The organism is Ornithinimicrobium carbonis (assembly GCF_977012275.1).
Genome location: NZ_OZ348993.1, coordinates 2,972,889 through 2,993,933 on the forward strand (window position 1 = coordinate 2,972,889; position 21,045 = coordinate 2,993,933).

General features: G+C 73.4%; 25 protein-coding genes and 1 riboswitch. Of the genes, 15 read left to right on the forward strand and 10 right to left on the reverse strand.

Translation table 11 applies throughout. The features are described from left to right. Positions 1–3: 3 nt before the first annotated feature. A complete protein-coding gene (locus tag ACWHYA_RS13615; RefSeq protein ID WP_425942595.1) occupies positions 4–861 on the reverse strand; it encodes a D-hexose-6-phosphate mutarotase in 858 nt (285 codons plus the stop codon). Next, on the reverse strand, positions 858–1,274 hold the full coding sequence (locus ACWHYA_RS13620) for a single-stranded DNA-binding protein (RefSeq protein WP_425942596.1): 417 nt from the start codon (positions 1,272–1,274) through the stop codon (positions 858–860). The genes ACWHYA_RS13615 and ACWHYA_RS13620 overlap by 4 nt, the downstream gene beginning before the upstream one ends. 91 nt (positions 1,275–1,365) lie before the next feature. On the opposite strand from ACWHYA_RS13620, the gene ACWHYA_RS13625 reads away from it, so the two are divergent. The 4 genes from ACWHYA_RS13625 (at position 1,366) to ACWHYA_RS13640 (ending at position 4,713) form a co-directional block, all read left to right on the forward strand. Continuing rightward, positions 1,366–2,133, forward strand: coding sequence for an NUDIX hydrolase (locus ACWHYA_RS13625; protein WP_425942597.1), 768 nt, complete (start codon positions 1,366–1,368; stop codon positions 2,131–2,133). A gap of 44 nt (positions 2,134–2,177) precedes the next feature. Then, positions 2,178–2,996, forward strand: a complete 819-nt coding sequence (locus tag ACWHYA_RS13630) for a class I SAM-dependent methyltransferase (RefSeq protein WP_425942598.1) — start codon at positions 2,178–2,180, stop codon at positions 2,994–2,996. Positions 2,997–3,269: 273 nt separating this feature from the next. Then, positions 3,270–4,163 carry a hypothetical protein gene (locus tag ACWHYA_RS13635; RefSeq protein WP_425942599.1) on the forward strand — a complete coding sequence of 298 codons (894 nt, stop codon included), beginning with the start codon at positions 3,270–3,272 and terminating at the stop codon, positions 4,161–4,163. Positions 4,164–4,197: 34 nt separating this feature from the next. Next, entirely contained in the window at positions 4,198–4,713 is a 516-nt protein-coding gene (locus tag ACWHYA_RS13640) for a VOC family protein (RefSeq protein ID WP_425942600.1), read from the forward strand. A gap of 78 nt (positions 4,714–4,791) precedes the next feature. Here ACWHYA_RS13640 and ACWHYA_RS13645 read toward each other — a convergent pair whose 3' ends face one another. Beyond that, on the reverse strand, positions 4,792–5,184 hold the full coding sequence (locus ACWHYA_RS13645; RefSeq protein ID WP_425942601.1) for a TraR/DksA family transcriptional regulator: 393 nt from the start codon (positions 5,182–5,184) through the stop codon (positions 4,792–4,794). Between ACWHYA_RS13645 and ACWHYA_RS13650 the strand changes: the two genes are divergently transcribed. The 9 genes from ACWHYA_RS13650 to ACWHYA_RS13690 all read left to right on the forward strand — a co-directional run bounded on the left by ACWHYA_RS13650 (position 5,174) and on the right by ACWHYA_RS13690 (position 10,765). Continuing rightward, positions 5,174–5,839: a DUF4395 domain-containing protein gene (locus ACWHYA_RS13650; RefSeq protein WP_431472873.1), complete on the forward strand. Its 666-nt coding sequence runs from the start codon at positions 5,174–5,176 to the stop codon at positions 5,837–5,839. The genes ACWHYA_RS13645 and ACWHYA_RS13650 overlap by 11 nt on opposite strands. A gap of 133 nt (positions 5,840–5,972) precedes the next feature. Beyond that, positions 5,973–6,449: a DUF3817 domain-containing protein gene (locus tag ACWHYA_RS13655; protein ID WP_425942603.1), complete on the forward strand. Its 477-nt coding sequence runs from the start codon at positions 5,973–5,975 to the stop codon at positions 6,447–6,449. Positions 6,450–6,522: 73 nt separating this feature from the next. After that, positions 6,523–7,230, forward strand: coding sequence for a thioredoxin (gene trxA, locus ACWHYA_RS13660; protein ID WP_425942604.1), 708 nt, complete (start codon positions 6,523–6,525; stop codon positions 7,228–7,230). Positions 7,231–7,298: 68 nt separating this feature from the next. Beyond that, the gene (locus ACWHYA_RS13665) at positions 7,299–7,685 is read left to right on the forward strand and encodes a four-helix bundle copper-binding protein (protein ID WP_425942605.1); all 387 of its coding nucleotides are present in this window, start codon (positions 7,299–7,301) and stop codon (positions 7,683–7,685) included. 97 nt (positions 7,686–7,782) lie between these two features. Then, positions 7,783–8,163 (forward strand): hypothetical protein, encoded by a 381-nt coding sequence (locus tag ACWHYA_RS13670; protein ID WP_425942606.1) that lies wholly within the window; start codon positions 7,783–7,785, stop codon positions 8,161–8,163. An 11-nt stretch (positions 8,164–8,174) separates the two neighbouring features. Continuing rightward, on the forward strand, positions 8,175–8,603 hold the full coding sequence (locus ACWHYA_RS13675) for an HIT family protein (RefSeq protein ID WP_425942607.1): 429 nt from the start codon (positions 8,175–8,177) through the stop codon (positions 8,601–8,603). An 8-nt stretch (positions 8,604–8,611) separates the two neighbouring features. Further along, positions 8,612–9,130 (forward strand): DoxX family membrane protein, encoded by a 519-nt coding sequence (locus ACWHYA_RS13680; protein WP_425942608.1) that lies wholly within the window; start codon positions 8,612–8,614, stop codon positions 9,128–9,130. A gap of 46 nt (positions 9,131–9,176) precedes the next feature. Further along, entirely contained in the window at positions 9,177–10,319 is a 1,143-nt protein-coding gene (locus ACWHYA_RS13685) for a methyltransferase domain-containing protein (RefSeq protein ID WP_425942609.1), read from the forward strand. A 104-nt stretch (positions 10,320–10,423) separates the two neighbouring features. Next, positions 10,424–10,765 (forward strand): hypothetical protein, encoded by a 342-nt coding sequence (locus ACWHYA_RS13690; protein ID WP_425942610.1) that lies wholly within the window; start codon positions 10,424–10,426, stop codon positions 10,763–10,765. A 73-nt stretch (positions 10,766–10,838) separates the two neighbouring features. Here ACWHYA_RS13690 and ACWHYA_RS13695 read toward each other — a convergent pair whose 3' ends face one another. Next, positions 10,839–12,209, reverse strand: a complete 1,371-nt coding sequence (locus ACWHYA_RS13695) for an MBL fold metallo-hydrolase (RefSeq protein ID WP_425942611.1) — start codon at positions 12,207–12,209, stop codon at positions 10,839–10,841. A 104-nt stretch (positions 12,210–12,313) separates the two neighbouring features. Here ACWHYA_RS13695 and ACWHYA_RS13700 point away from each other — a divergent pair, with 104 nt between their 5' ends. After that, positions 12,314–12,571 (forward strand): metal-sensitive transcriptional regulator, encoded by a 258-nt coding sequence (locus tag ACWHYA_RS13700; RefSeq protein WP_425942612.1) that lies wholly within the window; start codon positions 12,314–12,316, stop codon positions 12,569–12,571. A gap of 26 nt (positions 12,572–12,597) precedes the next feature. On the opposite strand, the gene ACWHYA_RS13705 is transcribed toward ACWHYA_RS13700, so the two are convergent. Genes ACWHYA_RS13705 through ACWHYA_RS13715 form a run of 3 tightly spaced genes read right to left on the reverse strand, consistent with a single transcriptional unit; the run spans position 12,598 to position 15,099 of the window. Beyond that, positions 12,598–13,218, reverse strand: a complete 621-nt coding sequence (locus tag ACWHYA_RS13705) for an L-threonylcarbamoyladenylate synthase (protein ID WP_425942613.1) — start codon at positions 13,216–13,218, stop codon at positions 12,598–12,600. A gap of 37 nt (positions 13,219–13,255) precedes the next feature. After that, on the reverse strand, positions 13,256–14,077 hold the full coding sequence (locus ACWHYA_RS13710) for an alpha/beta fold hydrolase (protein ID WP_425942614.1): 822 nt from the start codon (positions 14,075–14,077) through the stop codon (positions 13,256–13,258). Positions 14,078–14,100: 23 nt separating this feature from the next. After that, a complete protein-coding gene (locus ACWHYA_RS13715; protein ID WP_425942615.1) occupies positions 14,101–15,099 on the reverse strand; it encodes a GNAT family N-acetyltransferase in 999 nt (332 codons plus the stop codon). A 91-nt stretch (positions 15,100–15,190) separates the two neighbouring features. Between ACWHYA_RS13715 and ACWHYA_RS13720 the strand changes: the two genes are divergently transcribed. Further along, complete coding sequence (locus ACWHYA_RS13720; RefSeq protein WP_425942616.1) at positions 15,191–15,859, forward strand: DUF421 domain-containing protein; 669 nt, start codon at positions 15,191–15,193, stop codon at positions 15,857–15,859. Here the strand turns inward: ACWHYA_RS13720 and ACWHYA_RS13725 are convergent, their stop codons facing one another. The 3 genes from ACWHYA_RS13725 to gcvP form a co-directional block, all read right to left on the reverse strand. Next, the gene (locus ACWHYA_RS13725) at positions 15,860–16,309 is read right to left on the reverse strand and encodes an OsmC family protein (RefSeq protein ID WP_425942617.1); all 450 of its coding nucleotides are present in this window, start codon (positions 16,307–16,309) and stop codon (positions 15,860–15,862) included. It lies immediately after the preceding gene. Beyond that, positions 16,302–17,825: a glutamate--cysteine ligase gene (locus ACWHYA_RS13730; protein ID WP_425942618.1), complete on the reverse strand. Its 1,524-nt coding sequence runs from the start codon at positions 17,823–17,825 to the stop codon at positions 16,302–16,304. Before ACWHYA_RS13730 ends, ACWHYA_RS13725 begins: the two co-directional genes overlap by 8 nt. Before the next feature lie 89 nt (positions 17,826–17,914). Continuing rightward, the gene (gene gcvP / locus ACWHYA_RS13735; RefSeq protein ID WP_425942619.1) at positions 17,915–20,866 is read right to left on the reverse strand and encodes an aminomethyl-transferring glycine dehydrogenase; all 2,952 of its coding nucleotides are present in this window, start codon (positions 20,864–20,866) and stop codon (positions 17,915–17,917) included. Between the two features lie 78 nt (positions 20,867–20,944). Next, a riboswitch (glycine riboswitch) is annotated at positions 20,945–21,041 on the reverse strand. Positions 21,042–21,045: the final 4 nt, after the last annotated feature.

Below are 21,045 nucleotides of genomic sequence, written 5' to 3' on the forward strand. Positions count from 1 at the left end.
AGATCACCCGGGGTCGTCGGCGAGGGTGGTCGGGACGACGCGAACGCCGATCCGGGCCGTCGCCCCGGCGGCGACCACGAGTGCACGGTCCCCGCGCGCGACCGTCTCGACGCACACGAACCGCAGCCACTCCTCGTCACCCAGGTCCTCGAGTCCGGCGGCCTTGTCCTGCCAGGGGTTCCACACCACGGTCTGCGCAGCGCCGCGGGGGAGGACGTGCAGGGCACGCAGGGAGGCCCGGTCCTCGACGACCACGGGGCCGCTGCGGTCGTAGACGCGGTCCGTCTCGCCGGCGAGCTGCAGGGGACCGTCCTGGACCTCGTGCCGACCCGTGACCTTGTCCAGGTAGGGGGCCTCCTCCAGACCCAGGACGGCGATCTCCCGGACGTCTCCCACGTGCAGGTAGGTGTGCAGGGCCACCTCGACGACCTGGTCCTCGGTGGTGGGGTTGTGCACGCGCAACGACAGGTCCATGACCGGACCGGGCTCGCCGTCGGCGAGCGACACGGCATACCGGAGGTCGAAGTCGCCGGGCACGTGCTCCGCACCGGGGGAGCCGAGCACGTCCTGGCCCCCGACCGCCCAGGCCCACACCTCGTCAGGCTCCGGGTCGACGGGCGACCAGGTGCTCGTGCGGACCACGCCGTGGCTGGGGCTGAGACCTCCGTCGGGACCGTCGGCGAACCACGGGTAGCAGACCGGCACACCGCCCCTGATCGGCCTGGACCCGTCCAGGACGGCCGCCTCGCTGAGCCAGACGACGGGCAGACCGTCGACTGTCCACTCGGCGAGGTGGGCGCCGAAGTCGTAGGCGACGAGGCGCGAGGGCCCCTCGACATGGATCCGTGGGGTCAGGGTCATGGAGCCAGCCTAGGCGTCACCCCCGGTCTGACCCGGCGCACCGCCGTCGCCTCCACCTCGTAGCGGGAGGACCGTCCGGCGGCGCTGCCGAAGAAGCGTCGCCGAAGGCTTCCATGCACCTCCACCACCTGCCCGTCCGGGAGCCGACCGGCGGTCCTGCGTGTCCGCGCGGTCCAGCACGCCACCTCCAGGGTGTCCACCTGCCGGCGTCCGCCGGGCTCCCCGCGGCCCGGCCTGGGCACCACGACCCGGAACTGGACGAGCTGGTCGCCGCTGGGCATCTCCCGGGTCACCGGTGCACCGCTGACCCGGCCCACGAGGTGGACCTCGTTGACCGCTGCCTCCTCCCCGCTCCCCGTGCTGGCCCGTCCGTGGTCGACCGCCGGGACCACTGGTTCCTTCGTGCTGGTCATGCTGCCAGCGTCCCCGCCGCTCGACCGTCGTGCCAGGCCCGGCGTCGTGGATGTGGACGAGGCGGACCCTGGCGGCGGGGATGTGCAGGACGTGACCGGCTACGGTGCCCGGATGGAGGCGGACCGTTGTGGCACCCGTGCGTGGCCGGCGCCCGTGCGCTACGACGGGGAGCTGCGCGACCGGGTGGTGGTGAACCTGGCCGGTCATGCTCGGCGCGAGGCAGCCCTGGACGGGCGCCGCCACGCGGCCGTCGCGATCGTGCTCGTGCAGTCCGTCGCCGGTGGTGCCCGCACGGAGGCGCGCCGTGCCGACGGCACACCGGTCCACGACCCGGCCCTGCTGGGGCAGGGACTGGACCGTGCCGACGGGGGAGCGGCCTTCCTGCTGTGCCGGCGGCCACCGGGGCTGCGCCGTCACGGGGGGCAGTACGCCCTGCCCGGTGGCCGGCTGGACCCCGGTGAGGACCCCGTGACCGCGGCCCTGCGGGAGACCGAGGAGGAGGTGGGGCTGCGGCTGGGGGAGGAGGACGTGCTCGGCCTCATGGACGACTACGGGACGCGGTCGGGGTTCGTCATGACACCGGTGGTGCTGTGGGCCGGGGGAGCGGGGGACCTGCGCCCGGACCCCGCTGAGGTGCAGGCCGTCTTCCGCGTGGGTCTGCACCACCTGCTGCGTCAGGACTCGCCCCGCTTCACGCGCATCCCGCAGAGCGAGCGGCCGGTCGTGGAGCTCGTGCTGGGGGAGGAGGTGGTGCACGCGCCGACGGCAGCGGTGGTGCTGCAGCTCGGGTGGCTGGGGCTGCAGGGGCGCACCGACCCGGTCCACCACTTCGAGCAGCCCGTCTTCGCCTGGCGCTAGACGACCGTCCGGCGCCCGGTGGACCCCCGGTAGTGTGCTGGCCCATGGGCGTCCAGCACCGTCTCGACGAGGCCATCCAGGACTTCTACGGCGGGCCGTTCGACGAGGACGCACGGACGGGGTCGTCGGTCGACGGCCAGGTGGAGCTCGAGCGCACCCGCCGCATCGTCACCGGTCTGCTGGCACCGGGGTCCAGGGTCCTGGACGTCGGTGGTGCGACCGGGGTGCACAGCCGCTGGCTGGCCGGGGCCGGGCACGAGGTGACCCTCGTGGACCCGGTGCCCTCCCAGGTGGCTCGCGCCGCGCAGGCGGGGACCTTCACCGCGCTGGTCGGGGACGCCCGTGCGCTGCCCGCCGCGGACGGCTCGGTCGACGCGGTCCTGCTGCTGGGTCCGCTGTACCACCTCGTCACCGTCGTCGACCGGGCCACCGCCCTCGCCGAGGCCCGCCGGGTCCTCCGGCCGGGCGGGACCCTGTTCGCGCAGGGGATCGGTCGGCTCGCGGCGTTCACCGAGGCGGTGACCACCCGTGGATTCCCCGACCTGGGCCGGGCCGACCTGGAGATCCTTCGGACAGGTGTCTGGTTCAGCACGCACGGCGGGTTCCCCGGGGGACACCTGCACTCGGTGGCCCAGCTGCGTCAGGAGGTCAGGACCGCCGGGTTCACCGACGTCGTCGTGCACGGCGTCGAGGGACCCGGTGTGGGTGCGCTGGGGCTGGCGGCCGGGGACGAGCGGCTCGTGGCGCTCGCGGTGGAGCTGGTCGAGCGCCTGGAGGAGGGGCTGGCCGGACGCCCGGGTTCGCTCGACGCCCTGGCGGAGCGCAGTCCGCACCTGCTGGCGGTCGGCCGTCGACCACGCTGACCGGCCGGCGGCCGCCTACGTCGTGGCCCCGGCCCGAGGCCGTCGGGCCCAGTGCTTCAGGGCGAGCACCACCGCGATCAGCCCGCTGAGCCAGACAGCACGAGCACCGCGGCCGCGGTGACCAGCCCCGCGGCCAGCACCCCGTCGATGCCCACGGGCTGGTCTCGACGCTGGGTGTCGGGCCGCACGGCACCACCGTAGCGGCCGCCGCTCGTCGCGGTCCGGCGCAGGATCGGTCTTGCCAGGGCCGCTGCCGCGCTGGCACGGTGAAGCATGAGCGTCCGAGCCTGCCTCGTGTCCGATCTGCCCGTCGACGGTGCGCCGTGGCTGGAGCCCGACGCCGACCTCGGTGAGAGCCGCAGTCTCGTCGAGGAGGTCCACGGCGAGGTGGTCGCCTCCGGCCTGCGCCGTCGCGGCGGTCCGGACGCCGACGTCGACCTGGTCGAGCTGGCCTGCCAGCCGGGGCGAGGTGCCGACCTGCTGAGGGCACTGGTCGCCGAGGACGAACGACCGGTGATGCTGCGTGTCGTGCCTGGCACCCCGAAGGCGGAGGCGGTCGCCGTGGTCGGCCACGTGGAGGTGATGCAGAGTCTGCCCCCCGGAGCGATCCGCACCAGCCACCCCGACGTGCTCGCCTGGTCGCAGGAACGTCTCGCGAAGGCCGAGCGGGAGCGCCTGGCCCTGGCCCCCGGCACCGACTTCACGCTGGAGGAGCTGCTCGACCTGTGGATGGTCGCCTACGTGCCGGCGCACCAGGGTTTCCTGCCCGTGAAGGACGTGGAGGCGACCCGCGAGGCGTTCCGCACGTGGTTCGCCGGGTCCTTGGACCGGGAGGCCAGCTTCGTCGCGCGTGCCGGCGATGGTCGTGCCGTCGCCGCGACCATGATGACCGCGGTGATCGACGGCATTCTCGTGCCGAACATGGTCGACGTCTCGCCCGGGCACCCGGCGTCCCAGACCGCCGCGGCCGCGTGCGTGGCCGCCACGATCCTGGCGGTCAGCCCGCGGCCCGTGGAGTTCGAGGGGCACGTCGACCAGGCCCTCTACATGAGCGTCATGGACATGGTCCCGCACCGGTCCGCCGGTGTGCTCACACCGATGGACATGGTCCGGATCCAGGGAGTCGAGGGCACACCGGTGCCGCGTGCTGGCCGAGACGTCTCGTAACGCCGATAAGCGACATTATGTAAAGTCACAGCAGGTGACCTCCGCCGAGGAGGCGACGACCGTCCGCTCGCGGCCGGTGGAGGATGCTGACATGGACGAGAACAAGCCCGTGCTGCAGCTCCGTGTCGTCGTCGAGGCCGAGGACTTCGACGCTGCGGTGCGGTTCTACCGCGACGTGCTCGGCCTGCCGGAGCGGATCGCCTACGCCCAGGGCGCCGACGACCGGGTGTCGATCCTCGAGGCAGGCCGGGCGACGCTGGAGATCGCCTCCCCCGGCCACAAGAAGGCCATCGACCAGATCGAGGCAGGCGGCCAGGAGAGCCGGCGCATCCGCCTGGCCTTCGAGGTCACCGACTCCGAGGGGATGACCCGTCGTCTGGAGTCCGCGGGCGCACGCGTCGTCGCCGAGCCGGTGCTGACGCCGTGGCGGTCGCTGAACTCCCGGCTCGACGCGCCCGGCGAACTCCAGATCACGCTGTTCCAGGAGACGATGGCGGAAGAGCAGCTGCCGCATCTCGAGGGCTTCGCCACCGACGCAGAGCGCGACTGAGACCTCCCTCGCCCAGCAGGCCGGATGTCACCACGAAGCGGCGGATCGGGCGCGCGGCGACTCCAGGGGCGGGACCGGTCAGGGCCTAGAGCTGTGGGCCGCAACGTGGCGGACGCAGGCCCGCGCTGTCGGCCTGGCGTCCAGTCGCCTCGGGTCCATGGGTTGGTCGCAGACGTCGCAGATGCCGAACGTCCCCTTCGCCACCCGCTGCAACGCCGCGTCGATCTCCTCGAGGTGCCTGCGGGCCTGGTCGGTCACGGCGGACAGTTGAGCGCGCTCGAAGGCGATCGTCTGGCCCTCCGGGTCGTGCTCGTCGTCGGCATTCGAGTCCCGCGAGGCCTCGAAGAACGAGGCCATGTCTTCCGTCAGCTGTGCGACCCGGGCGGCGAGCGCGGCACGCTCCTCCAGCAGCCGGGTGCCGACGTCGACGGAGGCCGGGTGAGGGTCCTGGTCCGGAGAGATGGACGGCATGGTTCGAGTATCGACCTCGTGGTGGGCCTCGACCATTCCGCGCCGCAGGGACGAGGTGCGAGGCGCTCAGGGAACCACTGCGGACACCGCCGCACAAGCGGTAGAATTCGTGATGCAGCAGCGCCGTCACCTCGCCGTGCGGGTTGCCGTCCGCCGCTGGCGCCCGCACCGTGAGGAGCGCCGCATGGGCAGCATCGGCATCACCTCGTGTCCACTCCGCGACCGGGTGGACCCGCGCGCCCTCCGATTCAGCGCCGCCGCAACGGCGAGCGTGCTGGTCGTCGTGCTGCTGACCGTGGGTCCCGCTCGGCCGCTCGCTCTCGGGCTGCTGGCCTCGCAGGTCGCCGTGTTCGGACTCACCGCCTTCGTCAGCGTGCACTGGTCCGTGTGGGCGCAGATCTTCGCCCGGTACATCTGGCCGCGGATCGGAGCGGCGACCGAGCTGCAGGATGCTCACCCGGCCCGTTTTGCCCAGTTCCTCGGCTTCGTGCTGACCGCATCGGCGCTGCTCGGCTTCCTCTTCGGCGTCGATGGTGTCGGCTATGGCTTGACCGCCGTCGCCCTCGTCGGGGCCGCCATCAACGCCGCCACTGGAGTCTGTCCCGGTTGCAGGATCTACCTGATGACTCGTCGGCTGCAGCGCGTCCGAGCATGATCGCTGCGCCGGACGAGGACGACCCGTCTCACGCGGTCCGCCTGACCTCGCCGACCGCCGCCAGGCATGCGTCCAGCGTAGGAGCCGGCCGCCCCGCGTGGGACCATGGCGGGACCGTCGTCCGAGAGGTGCCATGTCCGACCTGCTCTCCCGCCCCCGCCGCCTCTACGGCCTCCTGGCTGCCGCCGAGATGGTCACCTGGGCGTTCCTGCTGGCCGGAATGACCGCGACCTACCTGCTCGACGCCGGCCACCTGCCGGTCCGGGTCGGCGGCAGCCTGCACGGCTTCGTCTTCCTCGCCTACGCCCTCGTCACCCTCGTCGTCGGGGTCGACCAGCGCTGGTCGGGGCGGGACCTCGTGCTGGGCCTGGCCTCGGCGGTGGTCCCCTTCGTCACGGTGCCGTTCGAGCGCAGCGCCGCGCGGCGCGGCCTGCTCGGAGAGCGGTGGCAGCTGCGGGACGCGGGCCGCTCCCCGTCCGGTCCGGTCGAGGGTCTTGTCGCGGCGGCCGTCGGCCGTCCCGCCCTGGCCGGCCTCCTGGGCGTGGTCGGCGTCGGAGCCACCTTCGCGGTGCTGCTCGCCCTCGGTCCGCCGACGCAGTGGTTCGCCTGAGGGACCGGGGCGCTCCCCCGCGACCGGGTCCGCGGATTGGTGCACAGCATACCCCTGGGGGTATAGTGTGGGTATGGCGACCACTGACCTGACCGTGTCCTCCTTCGAGTCCACCATCACCGCGGACGGCATCGTCCTCGTCGACTTCTGGGCCGACTGGTGCGGCCCGTGCAAGCAGTTCGCGCCCGTGTACGAGGCCGCGTCCGAGCAGCACCCCGACATCACCTTCGGCAAGGTCGACACCGAGGAGGAGCGCGAGCTGGCCGCGGCCGCGGGCATCACCTCCATCCCCACCCTCATGGCCTTCCGCGACGGGATCGCGGTCTTCGCGCAGGCGGGGGCCCTGCCCCCCGCCGCGCTGGAGCAGGTCGTGCAGGCCGTGCGCGACCTCGACATGGACGACGTGCGCGCCCAGGTCGAGGCGCAGCAGGCGATGGCGGACTCGCCGGTGGAGATCTCCGCGGAGGACTTCGCCCGTCGCCACGCCGAGCGTGACGTCACCCTGGTCGACGTGCGCGAGCCCGCGGAGTACCGCGCCGGCCACCTCCCCGGTGCCGAGCTCGTGCCGATGCGCTCGGTCGCCGACAAGGCCGACGAGCTGCCCCGCGACGAGCCGGTCTACGTCATCTGCGCCACCGGCAACCGCAGCCGCTCGATGACCGAGGTGCTGCGCCGTGCCGGGGTCGAGGCCTACTCGGTGGCCGGCGGCACCCAGGCCTGGGCAGCAGGCGGGCCCGGTCGCGAGCTGGTGGCCGGTCCCCGCGCCACCGCGCAGGTCTGACCCCGGGCACGACCGCCGGCGGGCGGCCCCGACATGCGCGGGCCGCCCGCCGCCCCTACGGTCGGGGCATGGACGACATCCTCAGCACCCACCCGGCCAAGGACACCTTCGACCTGCCGCAGCTGCGCGCCGCCATCGACGCCGCGAGCCGCTGCGCCTCCACCTGCGGAACCTGCGCCGACGCCTGTCTGCACGGCGACCACGTCGAGGGCATGGTCCGGTGCATCGACCTGTGCACCCAGTGCGCCGCCGTGTGCCGCACGACCGCGGAGATCCTCTCCCGCCCCGGCCCCAACGGCGACTCCTGGCGCTCGGTGGTCCAGGCCTGCATCGCCGTCTGCCGCGAGTGCGCCGAGGAGTGCTCGAGCCACGACCACGACCACTGCCAGCAGTGCGCGCAGGCCTGCCGCGACTGCGCCGACGCCTGCCAGGCCCTCCTCGGCGTGGCCGACTGACCCTGGGGCCGCGGACGGCCCTGCTGCCGGCCGGTCTTCACCGGATCTGCACACCTCGTCCCCCCGGCCCCCACGGTTCCGGGGCTAGCGTCGGAGCATGAGCACCTCCTCCCGCGCCGGCCTCGTGGTCGCCGCGACGACCACGCTCCTGCTCCTCTTCGGCGTGGGCGCCCTCGGCGTCGTCGGCCCCGGCGGGCCGGTCGACCTGCTCTACGTGGCGGCACCGGTGGTCGCGGTCGTGGGTGCGGCGCTCGTCCGCCTGCGGCCGAGGGGTATGACGTACGCGTTCGCCGCGGCCTCGGGGGCCGTCGTGCTGGCCACGGCCGCGGTTCTCGCCCTGGGGCTGCACCGCTCCCCCGGCGTCTCGCTCGTAGACCTGCTCGGCCTGACCGTGCTCTTCGCGGGGGGCTACGCGCTGGCCGCCTGGTCCTGCTCCCGCGGCCCGTCGCTGCGTCCCGCGCCCCGCCCCTCGCACTAGGCTGGCGGCCCATGGCGACCCTCTTCACCGCGATCATCGACGGGCAGGTCCCCGCACAGCTGGTGTGGCGGGACCCGGTCTGCGCAGCCTTCCTCGACATCGAGCCGCTCACGCCGGGCCACGCGCTGGTGGTGCCGCGGGTCGAGGTCGACCACTGGGTCGACCTGCCCGGCGAGGTCCTGGCCCACCTGACCGACGTCGCCGCCCGGATCGGGCGGGCCCAGCAGGCCGCCTTCGACGCCCCCCGCGTCGGGGTGATCGTGCAGGGGTTCGAGGTGCCGCACGCCCACCTGCACGTCTTCCCCGCCCGGACGGCCGACGACTTCGACCTGGCCCGCAAGCGCCCGCGCCCCTCCGACCAGCTCGCGAAGGATGCGCAGACCCTGCGTCGGACCCTGCGCGAGCAGGGATGGTCCGACGAGGTCCCGGCCGAGGACTGAGGACCACCATGCCGTCCGAGCTCCGGGAGGACCCCGGGCCCGAGGACTACCACCACGACGTGCACGACGACTGGGAGGACCTGGACGGGTCCCCCGCCCCGGAGGTGCACTCCCGCAGCCTGGACCTGGGTCTGCTCCTCCTGCGGCTGGGCGCCCTGCTGCTGGTGACCCGCGGCCTGGACAAGGCCGTCGACCTGCAGACCTGGATCGGCGCGGTCGACGACCACGTCCTCGGCGCCCAGGCCCCCGAGCTGGTCGCCTGGCTCGTGCTGCTGGGCCAGCTGGTCCTTCCGCTGCTGCTGGTGGTCGGCCTGTTCACCCGGCCGGCGGCGTTCCTGCTCGCGGCCCTGATGGCCGCCACCTGGGTGCTGACGGTCTACCCGCGGCTGGACTACACGGTCCTCGGCGAGGGCGGGGCGGTGACCGGGGAGCCGACGCTGCTCTACCTCGCGCTGACGCTGCCGCTGGTCTTCACCGGGGCGGGACGCTGGTCGCTGGACGCGATGCGCTCGACCGGCCGTCCCTGACGCCCCGACCGCCGCACCCGGCGCCTGCCGTCCGTACCCTGGGCGGGTGCAGTGCGACTACTTCGACGCCGGCGCGTGCCGCTCGTGCACGCTCATGGGCACGGAGTATGCCGTGCAGCTGGCGGACAAGCAGGCGCGGGTCGCGCAGACCCTGGCCGGGCTGGTCGCGCCGCAGGCGTGGGACGCGCCGCAGGAGAACCAGGAGTCCGGCTTCCGCAACAAGGCCAAGCTCGTCGTCGGGGGCCGTCGCGGTGCACCGACCGTGGGCATCCTCGACGCCCGGGGGCGCGGCGTGGACCTGCGCGGGTGCGGTCTGTACGAGCCCGGGCTCTCCGCGGCGGTCCGGCTGCTGCCGGAGCTGCTCGCCGGGTCCGGGCTGACCCCCTACGACGTGCCCGGCCGTCAGGGCGAGCTCAAGCACGTCCTCCTGACCCGCTCCCCCGACGACGAGCTCATGGTGCGCTTCGTCCTGCGCTCCCCGGGTCAGCGCCGCCGCGTGCAGGAGCTGCTGCCGGTGCTCCGGCACCGGCTGCCGGGCACCCGGGTGGTCAGCGTCAACCTCCAGCCCGGGCACCGGGCCGTGCTCGAGGGGCCGGAGGAGGAGGTGCTCACCGCGGACCCCACGCTCCCGATGCGCGTCGACGACCTGGTGCTGCACCTGCGCCCGCGCAGCTTCTTCCAGACGAGCACGCCCATGGCCGCGGCGCTCTACCGGCAGGCCCGTGCCTGGATCCAGGAGCTCTCGCCCGCGGTGGTCTGGGACCTGTTCTGCGGCGTCGGGGGGTTCGCGCTGAACGCGGCCGCCCCGGGACGTTCGGTGCTGGGGGTGGAGCTGTCCGAGGAGGCCGTGCTCAGCGCGAGGACCAGCGCCGCCGCCCTCGCCGGCACGGGCCCGGTGCGCTTCGAGGCGGGGGACGCGACGGCATACCTCTCCCCCGGTCACGGGTCCACGGAGGCGGCACCACCCGACCTGGTGGTCGTCAACCCGCCCCGCCGGGGCATCGGCCCGCTGGCGGCGGCCCTGCAGGCCTCGGGCGTCCCGCACGTCCTGTACTCCTCCTGCTCGGCCGACAGCCTGGCGCGGGACCTGGCGGGCATGCCCGGCTACCGGGTCCGGCGTGCGCGGCTGTTCGACATGTTCCCCCAGACCACCCACGCCGAGATCCTGGTGGAGCTGGTGCGGCGCTGACCTTCCCCGGTGCGCCCGCCCGGGGCGGGTCGGTGCCCGTCGGGCGGGGGCTGGTGCGATGATGGCGGTCCTGGACCTGGACGACAAGGAAGTTGGTGCCACCGATGCCGAACACGTTCGACGCCGTGCCCGAGGGCGCGCACGAGCGCAGCACCGCGTTCCTCGCGGTCGACACGCCGCAGGAACGTCTCGAGCAGGTCATGGACGAGGCCGGGCTGCACCGTGGGTCGCTGCGCGAGCAGGACGGCTACACGATCCCCTTCCGCGAGGGCGGCGTGCTGCGCATCCGCGTGGTCGAGGGCGACGACCGGGGCCGGACCGGGCTGGCGTTCACCGCCGACGGTCCCACGGTCGAGCGGCTCGAGCACATCCAGCAGGTCGCCGGCGAGGAGGTCGGGGCCAGCCTCGGCCGCAGCGAGGCGCTGACCTGGGAGCCGATGGGCTGACCAGGCCCCTCCGGCCGACGACGAGGGCGCCGGCACCCGCGCGGGTGCCGGCGCCTTCGCGCGTCCTCGGCCCTCAGGACCTGGTGGAGGCTCCCTCCAGCGGGAGCCCGACCGTCCCGGCCTGCTCGTCGTAGGAGTCGTCGATCGCGACCACCTGCCGGCCGTGGGCGGCCAGGTAGGACGCGCCGATCGAGGAGCGGTAGCCGCTGGCGCAGTGCACCCAGACCTCCCCCTCCGGCGCCTCCTCCAGCCGCGTGGGCAGCTGGCCCAGCGGGATGTTGACCGAGCCCACGACGTGGGAGTCGGCGTGCTCCTTGGGGTTGCGCACGTCGAGCACGGCGACCTGCCGGTGGTGGCGGACCTGGGCCAGGTCGGCGAAGGTGGCGGTCGCCAGGGTGCCCAGCTCCCCGTCGGTCCAGTCCCGTGGTCCGCCGGTGGCGGCGCCGGTCAGCTCGTCGATGCCGATGCGCGCCAGCTCGCGCTGGGCCTCGGCGACCTGCTCCTCGCTCTCGCCGAGCAGCGTCACCGGGCTCCCCCACGGGATCATCCACCCGAGCCAGGTGGAGAACTGACCGTCGAGGCCGACGTTGTAGGTGCCCGGCACGTGGCCGGCCGCGAACGCCTGCCGGGTGCGCAGGTCCACGACCCACTCCCCCGCCGTCAGCCGCTCGCGCAGCACCTCCTTGTCGACCGGCCGCGGCGGCTCCAGGTCGGCCGCGCCGGGGCCGGCGGCGTTGGCCGGGCCCATGTGGGCGTAGTAGGCCGGGTAGAGGTCGAGGCCGTCCAGCGTCTCGCGGACGAACTCCTCGACGTCCTTGAGCAGGGCCGGGTTGGTCTGCTTCTCCTTGGCCAGCGTGGACTCGTCACCCTCGGTCTGGGTGGCCGAGCAGAACGAGCCGAAGCCGTGGGTGGGCATGACCTCGGTGCTCTCGTCCAGCTCGCTCACCAGCCGGTGGGCCGACCCGTGCTGCAGCCGGGCGAGCTCCTCGGCGTGGTCCTGACCGAGCAGGTCCGGCCGGCCGGTGGAGCCGAAGAGCAGCGACCCGCCGGTGAAGACGTAGGGGCGCTCGCCCTCCAGGGCGTAGGACAGGTGCGTGAAGGTGTGCCCCGGCGTGGAGATCGCGCGCACCCGCAGGGTGTCGGAGACCTCGACCACGTCGCCGTCGCGGATCGCGTCCCGCTCGAAGGCGACGTCGTCCTCGGCGTTGACGTGGTAGGCGGCCCCGGTCCGCCGGGCCAGGGCGTAACCGCCGGTCACGTAGTCGTTGTGGATGTGCGTCTCGAACACGTGGGTGATCCGCACACCCTCGCGCTCGGCGAGCTGCAGCACCCGGTCCAGGTCCCGCTGGGGATCGACGACGAGGGCGACGTCGCCGTCGTGGACGAGGTAGCTGCGGTCACCGAGCGAGGAGGTCTCGATGGTCAGCACGGTGGGGGCGGTCATGGGTCCTCCTGCGGTCGGTGGGTGGCCACTTGGCGTCCGGTGCGGGACACGATACCCTAGGGGGTATGACGGTAGCGAGTGCGCGGGTAGGTAACCTTGGGTTCGTGGAACTGTCCCCGGAGTCCGTCAAGCCCGCCACCACCCGTCTGCGTCGTGCCCACGGGCAGCTGGCGGCGGTCATCCGGATGCTGGAGGAGGGCCGCGACTGCGAGGACGTGGTCACCCAGCTCGCGGCGGTGAGCAAGGCCATCGACCGGGCCGGCTACGCGATCATCGCCGAGGGGCTGCGCCAGTGCATGGCCAGCGAGGACGGCGACGTCGACGTCAAGAAGATGGAGAAGCTCTTCCTCAGCCTGGCCTGAGGACCTCCCCCGGAGCAGGACGCCGCTCACGTGAACGGCGCCGGGTCTCCGGCACCCACCCGCACGACCTCGGCATACCCCTGGGACAGGTCGACCACCGTCGTCGGCTCGCACCCGCCCATGTCCCCGTCGACGACGACGTCGAGGACGTGGTCGAGCCGCTCCTTGACCTCCCAGCCGTGGGTCATCGGGTCCTCCTCCCCCGGCATCAGCAGCGTGCTCGTCAGCAGCGGTTCGCCCATCTCGGCGAGCAGCGCCTGGCAGATGCGATGGTCGGGCATGCGCACGCCGACGGTCCGCTTCTTGGGGTGCAGCACCCGGCGGGGCACCTCCGGGGTGGCCGGCAGGATGAAGGTGTAGCAGCCGGGGGTCACGGCCTTGACGGCGCGGAAGACGGCGTTGTCCAGGTGGACGAAGTGCCCCAGCTGGGCGAAGTCGGCGCACATGAGCGTGAAGTGGTGGCGCTCGTCGAGGTGGCGGATCTCGATGATCCGTCGCCGGGCACCGGGATCACCGAGCCGGGCCGCCAGGGTGAAGCAGGCGTCCGTCGGCAGCGCCGCCAGCCCGCCGCCCCTGAGCACGTCGGCCACCTGCGCCACCAGCCTGGGCTGGGGGTCCACCGGGTGGATGTCCACGAAGCGGGCCATGGGCCACACTGTAGGACAGCCGGTGCCCCGTCGCAGGTCAGGGGGCGAGGAAGCGGCGCAGCGTGGCGGTGAAGACCTCCGGCTTCTGCGAGTGCACCCAGTGGGTGGCGTCCTTGATCGTCACCCGTCGCGTCTGCGGGAACAGCTCGCGCATCCCGGGCACGTTCTCCTCCCGGATGTAGTCCGAGTCCGAGCCTCCCACCCACAGCACCGGCCCGTCGAAGGTGCGCCCCTCGTGCGGCACGTCGGAGGTGATCGTGGGCAGGTCGCGGCGCAGCATGGCCAGGTTCGGCTGCCAGCCGAGCCGCCCGGTGCCGGGGTCCTGGCGCAGGTTCTGCAGCAGGAACCCCCGCAGCGAGCGCTGCGGCACGTCCGCGGCGAGCTGCTCGTCCGCGTCGCGCAGGCTCTCCACCGTCTCCAGGTCGATGCGGGCCAGGGCGTCCAGCAGGTGCTCGAACTCCCCCGCCGCGCCGGAGCCGACCGGGCTGACGTCGACAACGACGAGGTGGTCGACCAGCTCGGGGTGGGCCAGCGCCGTGGTCATCGCGATCTTGCCGCCCATGCTGTGGCCCACGACGTGGACGGGACCCTCGGCGGCGACCGTGGCCCGCAGGTGCTCGGCCACCAGGTCGGCCGCGACCGCGTAGTCGAAGCGCTCGGTCCACCGTGACGAGCCGTGGTCGGGCATGTCCACGAGCAGGCTGCGGTAGTCGGGCTCCAGGGCCCGGGCGATGGCGCCGAAGTTGCGCCCCCGGCCGAAGAGCCCGTGGCAGAACGCCACGACCGGGCCCTGCTCGCCGACCGTCGTGCTGTGCAGCCCGGCGGGGCCGTCGGACCGGGAAGGGTATGGCGTGCTCACCCGGGCGAGCCTACTGGGCGCGCTCAGAGAGGCAGCGGCCGCCGCATCGCCACGGTCCGGAGCTTGCGGGTGAACCCCACCCGCTCGTAGAGCCGGGTCGCGCCGGTGGGGCTGTCGGAGTCCACGTCCAGCTCGATGACGTCGTAGCTCCCGGCCCCCGCGGCCTCCCGGACCGTGCGGACCAGGCAGGCGGCCGCCAGACCCCGTCCGCGCGCCTCCGGCACGGTGCCGACGAGGTTGACGTAGGCGTGCCGCTCGACCCACTCGCCGACCAGGACGTAGCTGAGGACGCGGCCGTCCTCGTCCAGGGCCAGGGTGGACAGGGCCGGTCGGGCCGAACGACCCACCCAGCGCTCGTGCCACGGCTCGGGCGCCGCCGGACCGGACCCCCAGTGGTCCTTGAACGCCAGGTTGTGGGCCTCGCGCACGGCCTCCTCGTGCTCGGGCGCCGGGCTGACCAGCCGCACACCCGCGGTCCCGGCCGGTGCGGGAGGTACGTCGTCGAGGGGCCGGGCGAGCATGTCGAACCAGCGGACGTCGGCGTACCCGCGCCGGTGCAGCATCGCCTGGGCCGACGACCCGACGAGGCCGGCCCCGACGGAGAGGTGGGCCGGACGGCCGGGGTGCCGTTCGGCGACCAGCTCGGCGGCCCTGGCCTCGGCGGCGTCCATCAGGGCGCGACCCAGCCCGCGCCCCCGGTGGTCGGGGTGCACGCCCCCCTCCAGGTGGGCCCGGCCGGACCCCTCGTGGTCCGGGGTGGGCGGGCAGCCGACCGCGGTCCAGGCGACCAGCTCCTCCCCCGCCCAGACGGCCCAGGTGTCGCGGGCAGGGTCGACGCCGTGGCCGCTCAGCTCCTCGGCGAGGTCCTCCGGCTGGTAGAACTCCTCGGTGCCGTCGGCCTCGGCCAGGTGGTTGACCAGCCCGGACCAGGCCCCGACGTCGTCCAGGGCCAGACGTCCCCAGCGATAGGTGGGGGCCGGCTCCGCGGTCCTGCTGCTGCGGGTGCTCGTCGTCTCGTGCATGGGGCCAGTCTGGGCCGCCCCGCGGCGGGGCGCCACCGGTTTAGGCCCGCCTGCACCGGCCCAGGTCGTCGAGGTGCCACGATGGGCTGCCATGAGCACGGACCTGTGGTACTACCTGGGCATCACGCCCGCCGGCGCGCTGGCCGTCCTGATCAGCACGGTGACGGTCTACTTCGTCTTCGGCGCCGTCCTGCGGCTGTGGGGGCAGCGGCTGTGGTCCAGCCCGCGCTCGCTGGACCTGGCCGTGGTCACCGTGCTGGGTGCCATCGTCGGGCGGGCCACCATGGGGCACGTCCCGACGCTGGCCGGCGGGCTGGTCGCCCTCGGGACGCTGGCGGGCCTGGAGCTGGTCTTCCGCGGCCTGCGGCGGCTGCCGCTGCCGCCGCTGCCCCAGCTGCCCGGCGGCCAGCGCGGGCGGGCCGTCGTGCTGGCGGTCGACGGCCGGGTGCGCACCGACAGCCTGGCGCACTACGGCCTGACGATGCCGATGCTGTGGAGCTCCATGCGGCAGGCCGGGATCAGCCACCCGTCCCAGGTGGCGCTGGCGGTGCTGGAGCCGAACGGGCGGATCTCGGTGCTGCGCGCCGGTCAGCCGATCCACCCGCGGGCGCTCATGGGCATCAAGGGCGCGCACGTGGTCCAGGAGCAGCTGCGCGAGTCGGGGCACCTGCACACGGCGCCGCTTCACCCCGACGACACCGGCCCGTCCGGCGGCAGCGCGCCGGTCGCCTCGACCGCCCAGGAGGCGACGACGGAGTGACTAGGGGCCGGTCGCCGGGTCCGGGGGAACGACGAACCCGACCGGGGTGGGCAGCTGCACCGTGCGGGAGACGGTGCACAGACGGTCCCGGGACCGGGCCACGGCGTCGGGCAGGCGCGCGCGGGCGGCGTCGCCCGCCTCCCCCGGCGGGAAGCTCACCTGCACGGTCACGGTGACCGGACCCAGGTGGTTGCCCTGCTCGTCGCGGACCTTCTCGGCAGCGGCGGAGACCGTGAAGGACTGCGGCTCGGCCAGGCGCGAGGTCAGCAGGTCGATGTCGATCCCGGAGCATCCGGCCACCCCGACGAGGAGGAGCTCGACGGGGCTGAAGTCGGTGCTCCCGCTGCTGCCGGCCCCGACCGGGATGGTGCCGCCGCGGGAGTTGGTGGCCTCGAAGGTGGTGGGCCCGGTCCGGGTGAGGGAGACCGAGCGCAGGGCGTCCTCACCCACGGGGCCGTGCGTCCTGCGGCAGCGGGGCCGGCTCGGGCAGGGGCCACGTGTGCACGGGAGCGTTCTCCTCCGAGTGGTCCATGTAGTGCCGGAACATCTCGCGCAGCGCGTCCGCACGCTCGTAGCCGGCCGCCTCGTAGGACTCGGTGACCGCGACCTGCCAGCTGGCCCCGTTGGTCCGGGTCCGGCACCGGCCCTCGATGACCGAGAGGTAGTGGCTGCGCACCTCCCGCCGCAGACCCAGGGCCGCCAGACCGTCGTCGGCGACGCCGAGCAGGTGGTCGGCGACGAGCTCGGTGACGGGCATCCTGCCCAGCCCGGGCCAGGTGTGCACCGACTCGATGCCGTGCTTGGCGGCGTCGACGAAGTTCTTCTCGGCCGTGCGGAAGGCCATCTTGGTCCAGATCGGCCGACCGCTGGTGGTGGCCGCCTCGAGCAGGCCGTAGTAGAAGCAGGCGTTGGCCACCGTGTCCACGACCGACGGCCCGGCCGGGAGCACCCGGTTCTCCACCCGCAGGTGCGGAACCCCCTGGCTGGTGTCGTAGATCGGCCGGTTCCACCGCCACACCGTGCCGTTGTGCAGCTTGAGGTCCTTCAGCTCCGGGACCCCGCCGCCCTCGAGCACGGCCATGCAGTCCTCGTCCGAGCTCTCGGGCAGCAGGGCGGGGAAGGAACGGACGTTCTCCTCGAAGAGGTCGAAGATCGAGGTGATCCAGTTGTTGCCGAAGTAGGCCCGCGGACGGACGCCCTGGTACTTCAGCTCCACCGACCGGGTGTCCACCATCTGGGTGAACAGCGGGATGCGCGTCTCGGCCCACAGCCGGCGCCCGAACAGGTAGGGCGAGTTGGCCCCCATGGCGACCTGGAGGCTGGAGATGACCGAGGCGGCGTTCCAGTAGACCGGGAAGTCCTGCGGGGTGACCTGCTGGTGCAGCTGGACCGAGGTGCACCCCGACAGCGGCCCGATCGTGTCGTGGTAGCTGGACACGCGCTCGCCCGTTGGGCCCTCGATGTCCAGCTCCATGCCCTCGCCGCGCTCGCGCAGGAGCGAGTCGTTGAGCGCCTGGTAGCGCACCCCGTCGGAGAGCCACGGGTCCTCGAACAGCTCGGCGGTCAGGGTGGGCACGATCCCCACCTCGGCCACCCGCGCGCCGTGTCCCCTTGCGGCGTCACCGGCGCGGCGCAGGGACTGGCCCAGGAACCGGTCCAGGCGCACGGCCTGGTCGCCGGCCATCGGCCGCGGGGGGACGTTCATCTCGATGTTGTAGCGCCCGACCTCGGTCTGGAAGTCCTCCTCGCCCAGGTCGGCGAGCACCTCCCGGTTGAGCAGGGCCGGGGCCAGCGTCTCGCCGTCGACGAGGTTGAGCTCGATCTCCAGCCCCATGAGCGGGCGGGTGAAGTCGAACCGGCTGCCCTCGAGCATCCGCTCGAAGGCGACGAGGTCGGTGAGCACCTTCTCGCGGAACCGCAGGCGCTGCTCGCGGGTGAACTCCGCCTGACTCACTTCCTGGCCCATGCGCCGATCCAAGCACACCGCAGGGGTGTTGGCGAGGGGCGGGCGCACATCCCTGGTGCCCGTGACCTGCGGCCACGGGCACCGGGGCTTCAGTCGGCGCTCTCCTCCGCCCGAGGCCAGGAGCTGACGAGGTTGCGGTCCCCGTACACCCCGTCGATGCGACGCACCGGCGGCCAGTACTTGCGGCTGGGGTCGACCCCGGCCGGGAAGGCCGCCGCCATGCGGTCGTAGGGGTGCTCCCACTCCCCCGCCAGGGAGAGCGCGGTGTGCGGGGCCTGGCGCAGCACGCTGTCCTCGACGCCGTCCCGGGCCGCCTCGTCCATCTCCCGGCGGATCGCCACCATCGCCTCGACGAAGCGGTCCAGCTCCTCCTTGTCCTCGGACTCGGTCGGCTCGACCATGAGCGTGCCGGAGACCGGGAAGGACATCGTCGGGGCGTGGAACCCGTAGTCGATGAGCCGCTTGGCGACGTCGTCGACCGTCACGCCGGTCTCCTTGGTCAGGCCCCGCAGGTCGAGGATGCACTCGTGCGCGACCAGTCCTTCCGCACCGGTGTAGAGGACCGGGTAGTGCTCGCGCAGGCGGGCCGCGACGTAGTTGGCGTTGAGCACCGCGACCTGGGAGGACCGGGTCAGTCCCGCTCCGCCGACCAGGCGGATGTAGGCCCAGGAGATCGGCAGGATGCTGGCCGACCCGTACGGGGCGGCCGAGATGGGCCCCACGCCGCTCTCCGGCCCGGCGTCGGCGACGACCGGGTGGTTGGGCAGGTAGGGCGCCAGGTGGGAGCGGACGCCGATCGGGCCCACCCCGGGTCCACCACCGCCGTGGGGGATGGTGAACGTCTTGTGCAGGTTCAGGTGCGACACGTCGCTGCCGAACTCGCCCGGCCTGGCGATGCCCATCATGGCGTTGAGGTTGGCCCCGTCGAGGTAGACCTGCCCGCCCGCGGCGTGCACCAGCTCGCACAGCTCGGTGATCGTGTCCTCGTAGACGCCGTGCGTCGAGGGGTAGGTCACCATGACCGCGGCGACCTCGTCGCCGTGCTTGTCGATCTTGCTGCGCAGGTCCTCCAGGTCGACCTCGCCCTCGGCCGTGCTGCGGACCACGACCACCGTCAGCCCCGCCATGACCGCGCTCGCGGCGTTGGTGCCGTGGGCGCTGGAAGGGATCAGGCAGATCCGGCGCTGGTCGTCCCCGTTGGCCTGGTGGTAGCGCCGGATCGCCAGCAGACCGGCGAACTCGCCCTGGGACCCGGCGTTGGGCTGCAGGGAGATCTCGTCGTAGCCGGTGATCTCGCACAGCCACTCCGAGAGCTGGCGGACCACCTCACGGGTCCCCTCGCTCTGGTCGGCGGGCGCGAACGGGTGCAGCGCGCCGAACTCGGGCCAGGTGACGGGCTCCATCTCCGTGGTGGCGTTCAGCTTCATCGTGCAGGAACCGAGCGGGATCATGCCGCGGTCCAGCGCGAAGTCCTTGTCGGAGAGGCTGCGGATGTAGCGCAGCATCGAGGTCTCGCTGCGGTAGGAGGTGAACACCGGGTGGGTGAGGTAGCTCTGCTCCTGCGACCGCGACAGCTCCCCCCACGCGGGCGCGTCCACGGCGGCGACCTCCGCGGGCGGCTCGACGTCGAAGGCCTCGGCGACGGCCTGCAGGTCCGCCAGCGTGGTCAGCTCGTCGGTGGAGAGCAGGACGGTGTCCTCGTCGACCTGCCACAGGTTGATCCCGCGCTCCAGGGCGGCGGCCAGCACCTCGGCGGCCCGTCCCGGGGCCCGGACGGTGAGCGTGTCGAAGTAGCGCTCGACCCCCAGCTCGAGCCCGCCGGCGGTCAGGGCCTCGGCCAGGGACCGTGCCTTGGCGTGCGTCTCCAGCGCGATCCGGCGCAGACCGTCCGGCCCGTGCCACACGGCATACATCCCGGCCATGACGGCCAGGAGGACCTGGGCGGTGGTGATGTTGGAGGTGGCCTTCTCCCGGCGGATGTGCTGCTCGCGGGTCTGCAGGGCCAGCCGGTAGGCCGGGTTGCCGTCGGCGTCCCTGCTCACGCCGACGAGCCGACCGGGCAGGGAGCGCTCCAGGCCCCCTCGGATGCTCAGGTAGCCGGCGTGCGGACCGCCGAACCCCATCGGCACGCCGAAGCGCTGGGTGGTGCCGACGGCGACGTCGGCCCCCCAGGCGCCGGGCGGGACCATGAGGGTCAGGGCCAGCAGGTCGGCGGCCACGGTGAGCAGGGCCCCCGCCTCGTGCACGGCGTCCGCGAGCCTGCCCCAGTCACGGATCTGACCGTCGGCACCGGGGTACTGGACGACGACCCCGAAGACCTCCCGGTCCCCGCAGACCGCCCGCAGGGCGGCCGCGTCGGCCACGTCCTCCAGGTCGGCCGGGACGACGTCGATGCCCAGCGGGGTGGCCCGGGTGGTGAGCACCCCGAGCGTCTGCGGCAGCAGGTGCTGGTCGACGACGAGCACCGCGTCCTGGGCCGCCTTGCTGTTGCGCCGCATCAGCGCCATCGCCTCCGCTGCCGCCGTGCCCTCGTCGAGCAGGGAGGCACCGGCGATGTCCAGACCGGTCAGGTCGGCGACCATGGTCTGGAAGGTGAGCAGGGCCTCGAGCCTCCCCTGGGAGATCTCCGGCTGGTAGGGCGTGTACGCGGTGTACCAGGCCGGGTTCTCCAGGACGTTGCGCTTGACCACCGGCGGCGTCTGGGTGCCGTAGTAGCCCAGGCCGATCATCGAGGTGAGCACGCTGTTGCGCGAGGCGATGTCCCGCAGCTCGGCGAGGACGGCCTGCTCGCTGGGCGCGGCCTGCACGGACAGCGGCTCGGTGGACCGGATCGCCGGGGGGACGGCCGCGTCGACCAGCGCCTCGAGGCTGTCGTAGCCGAGCACCTCCAGCATCTGGTCGACCTCGCCGGGACGGGGTCCCACGTGCCGGGACACGAAGTCCGACAGCGTGTCCGGCCCCAGCAGGCCGGCGTCGTCGGTCGTAACGGTGTCGGACGGTGAGGTCGGGGCGTCCGAGGTGGGGGTGGTGTCGGTGGTCATCGTCGTGCTCCTCGTGGCAGGGGGGCAGGGGCCCTCCCCCTCTGTCCGCCCGCGACGGCGCGCGCGTTCCAGAGTTGCCTGGTCCGCGCGGTCCTGGCGCCTGAGAGCTTGTCGGGGAGATTGCCCCTTCGGCGCCCCACGACCATGTGCGTGGGGACTCTCCCGCGCGGCGTCGACGG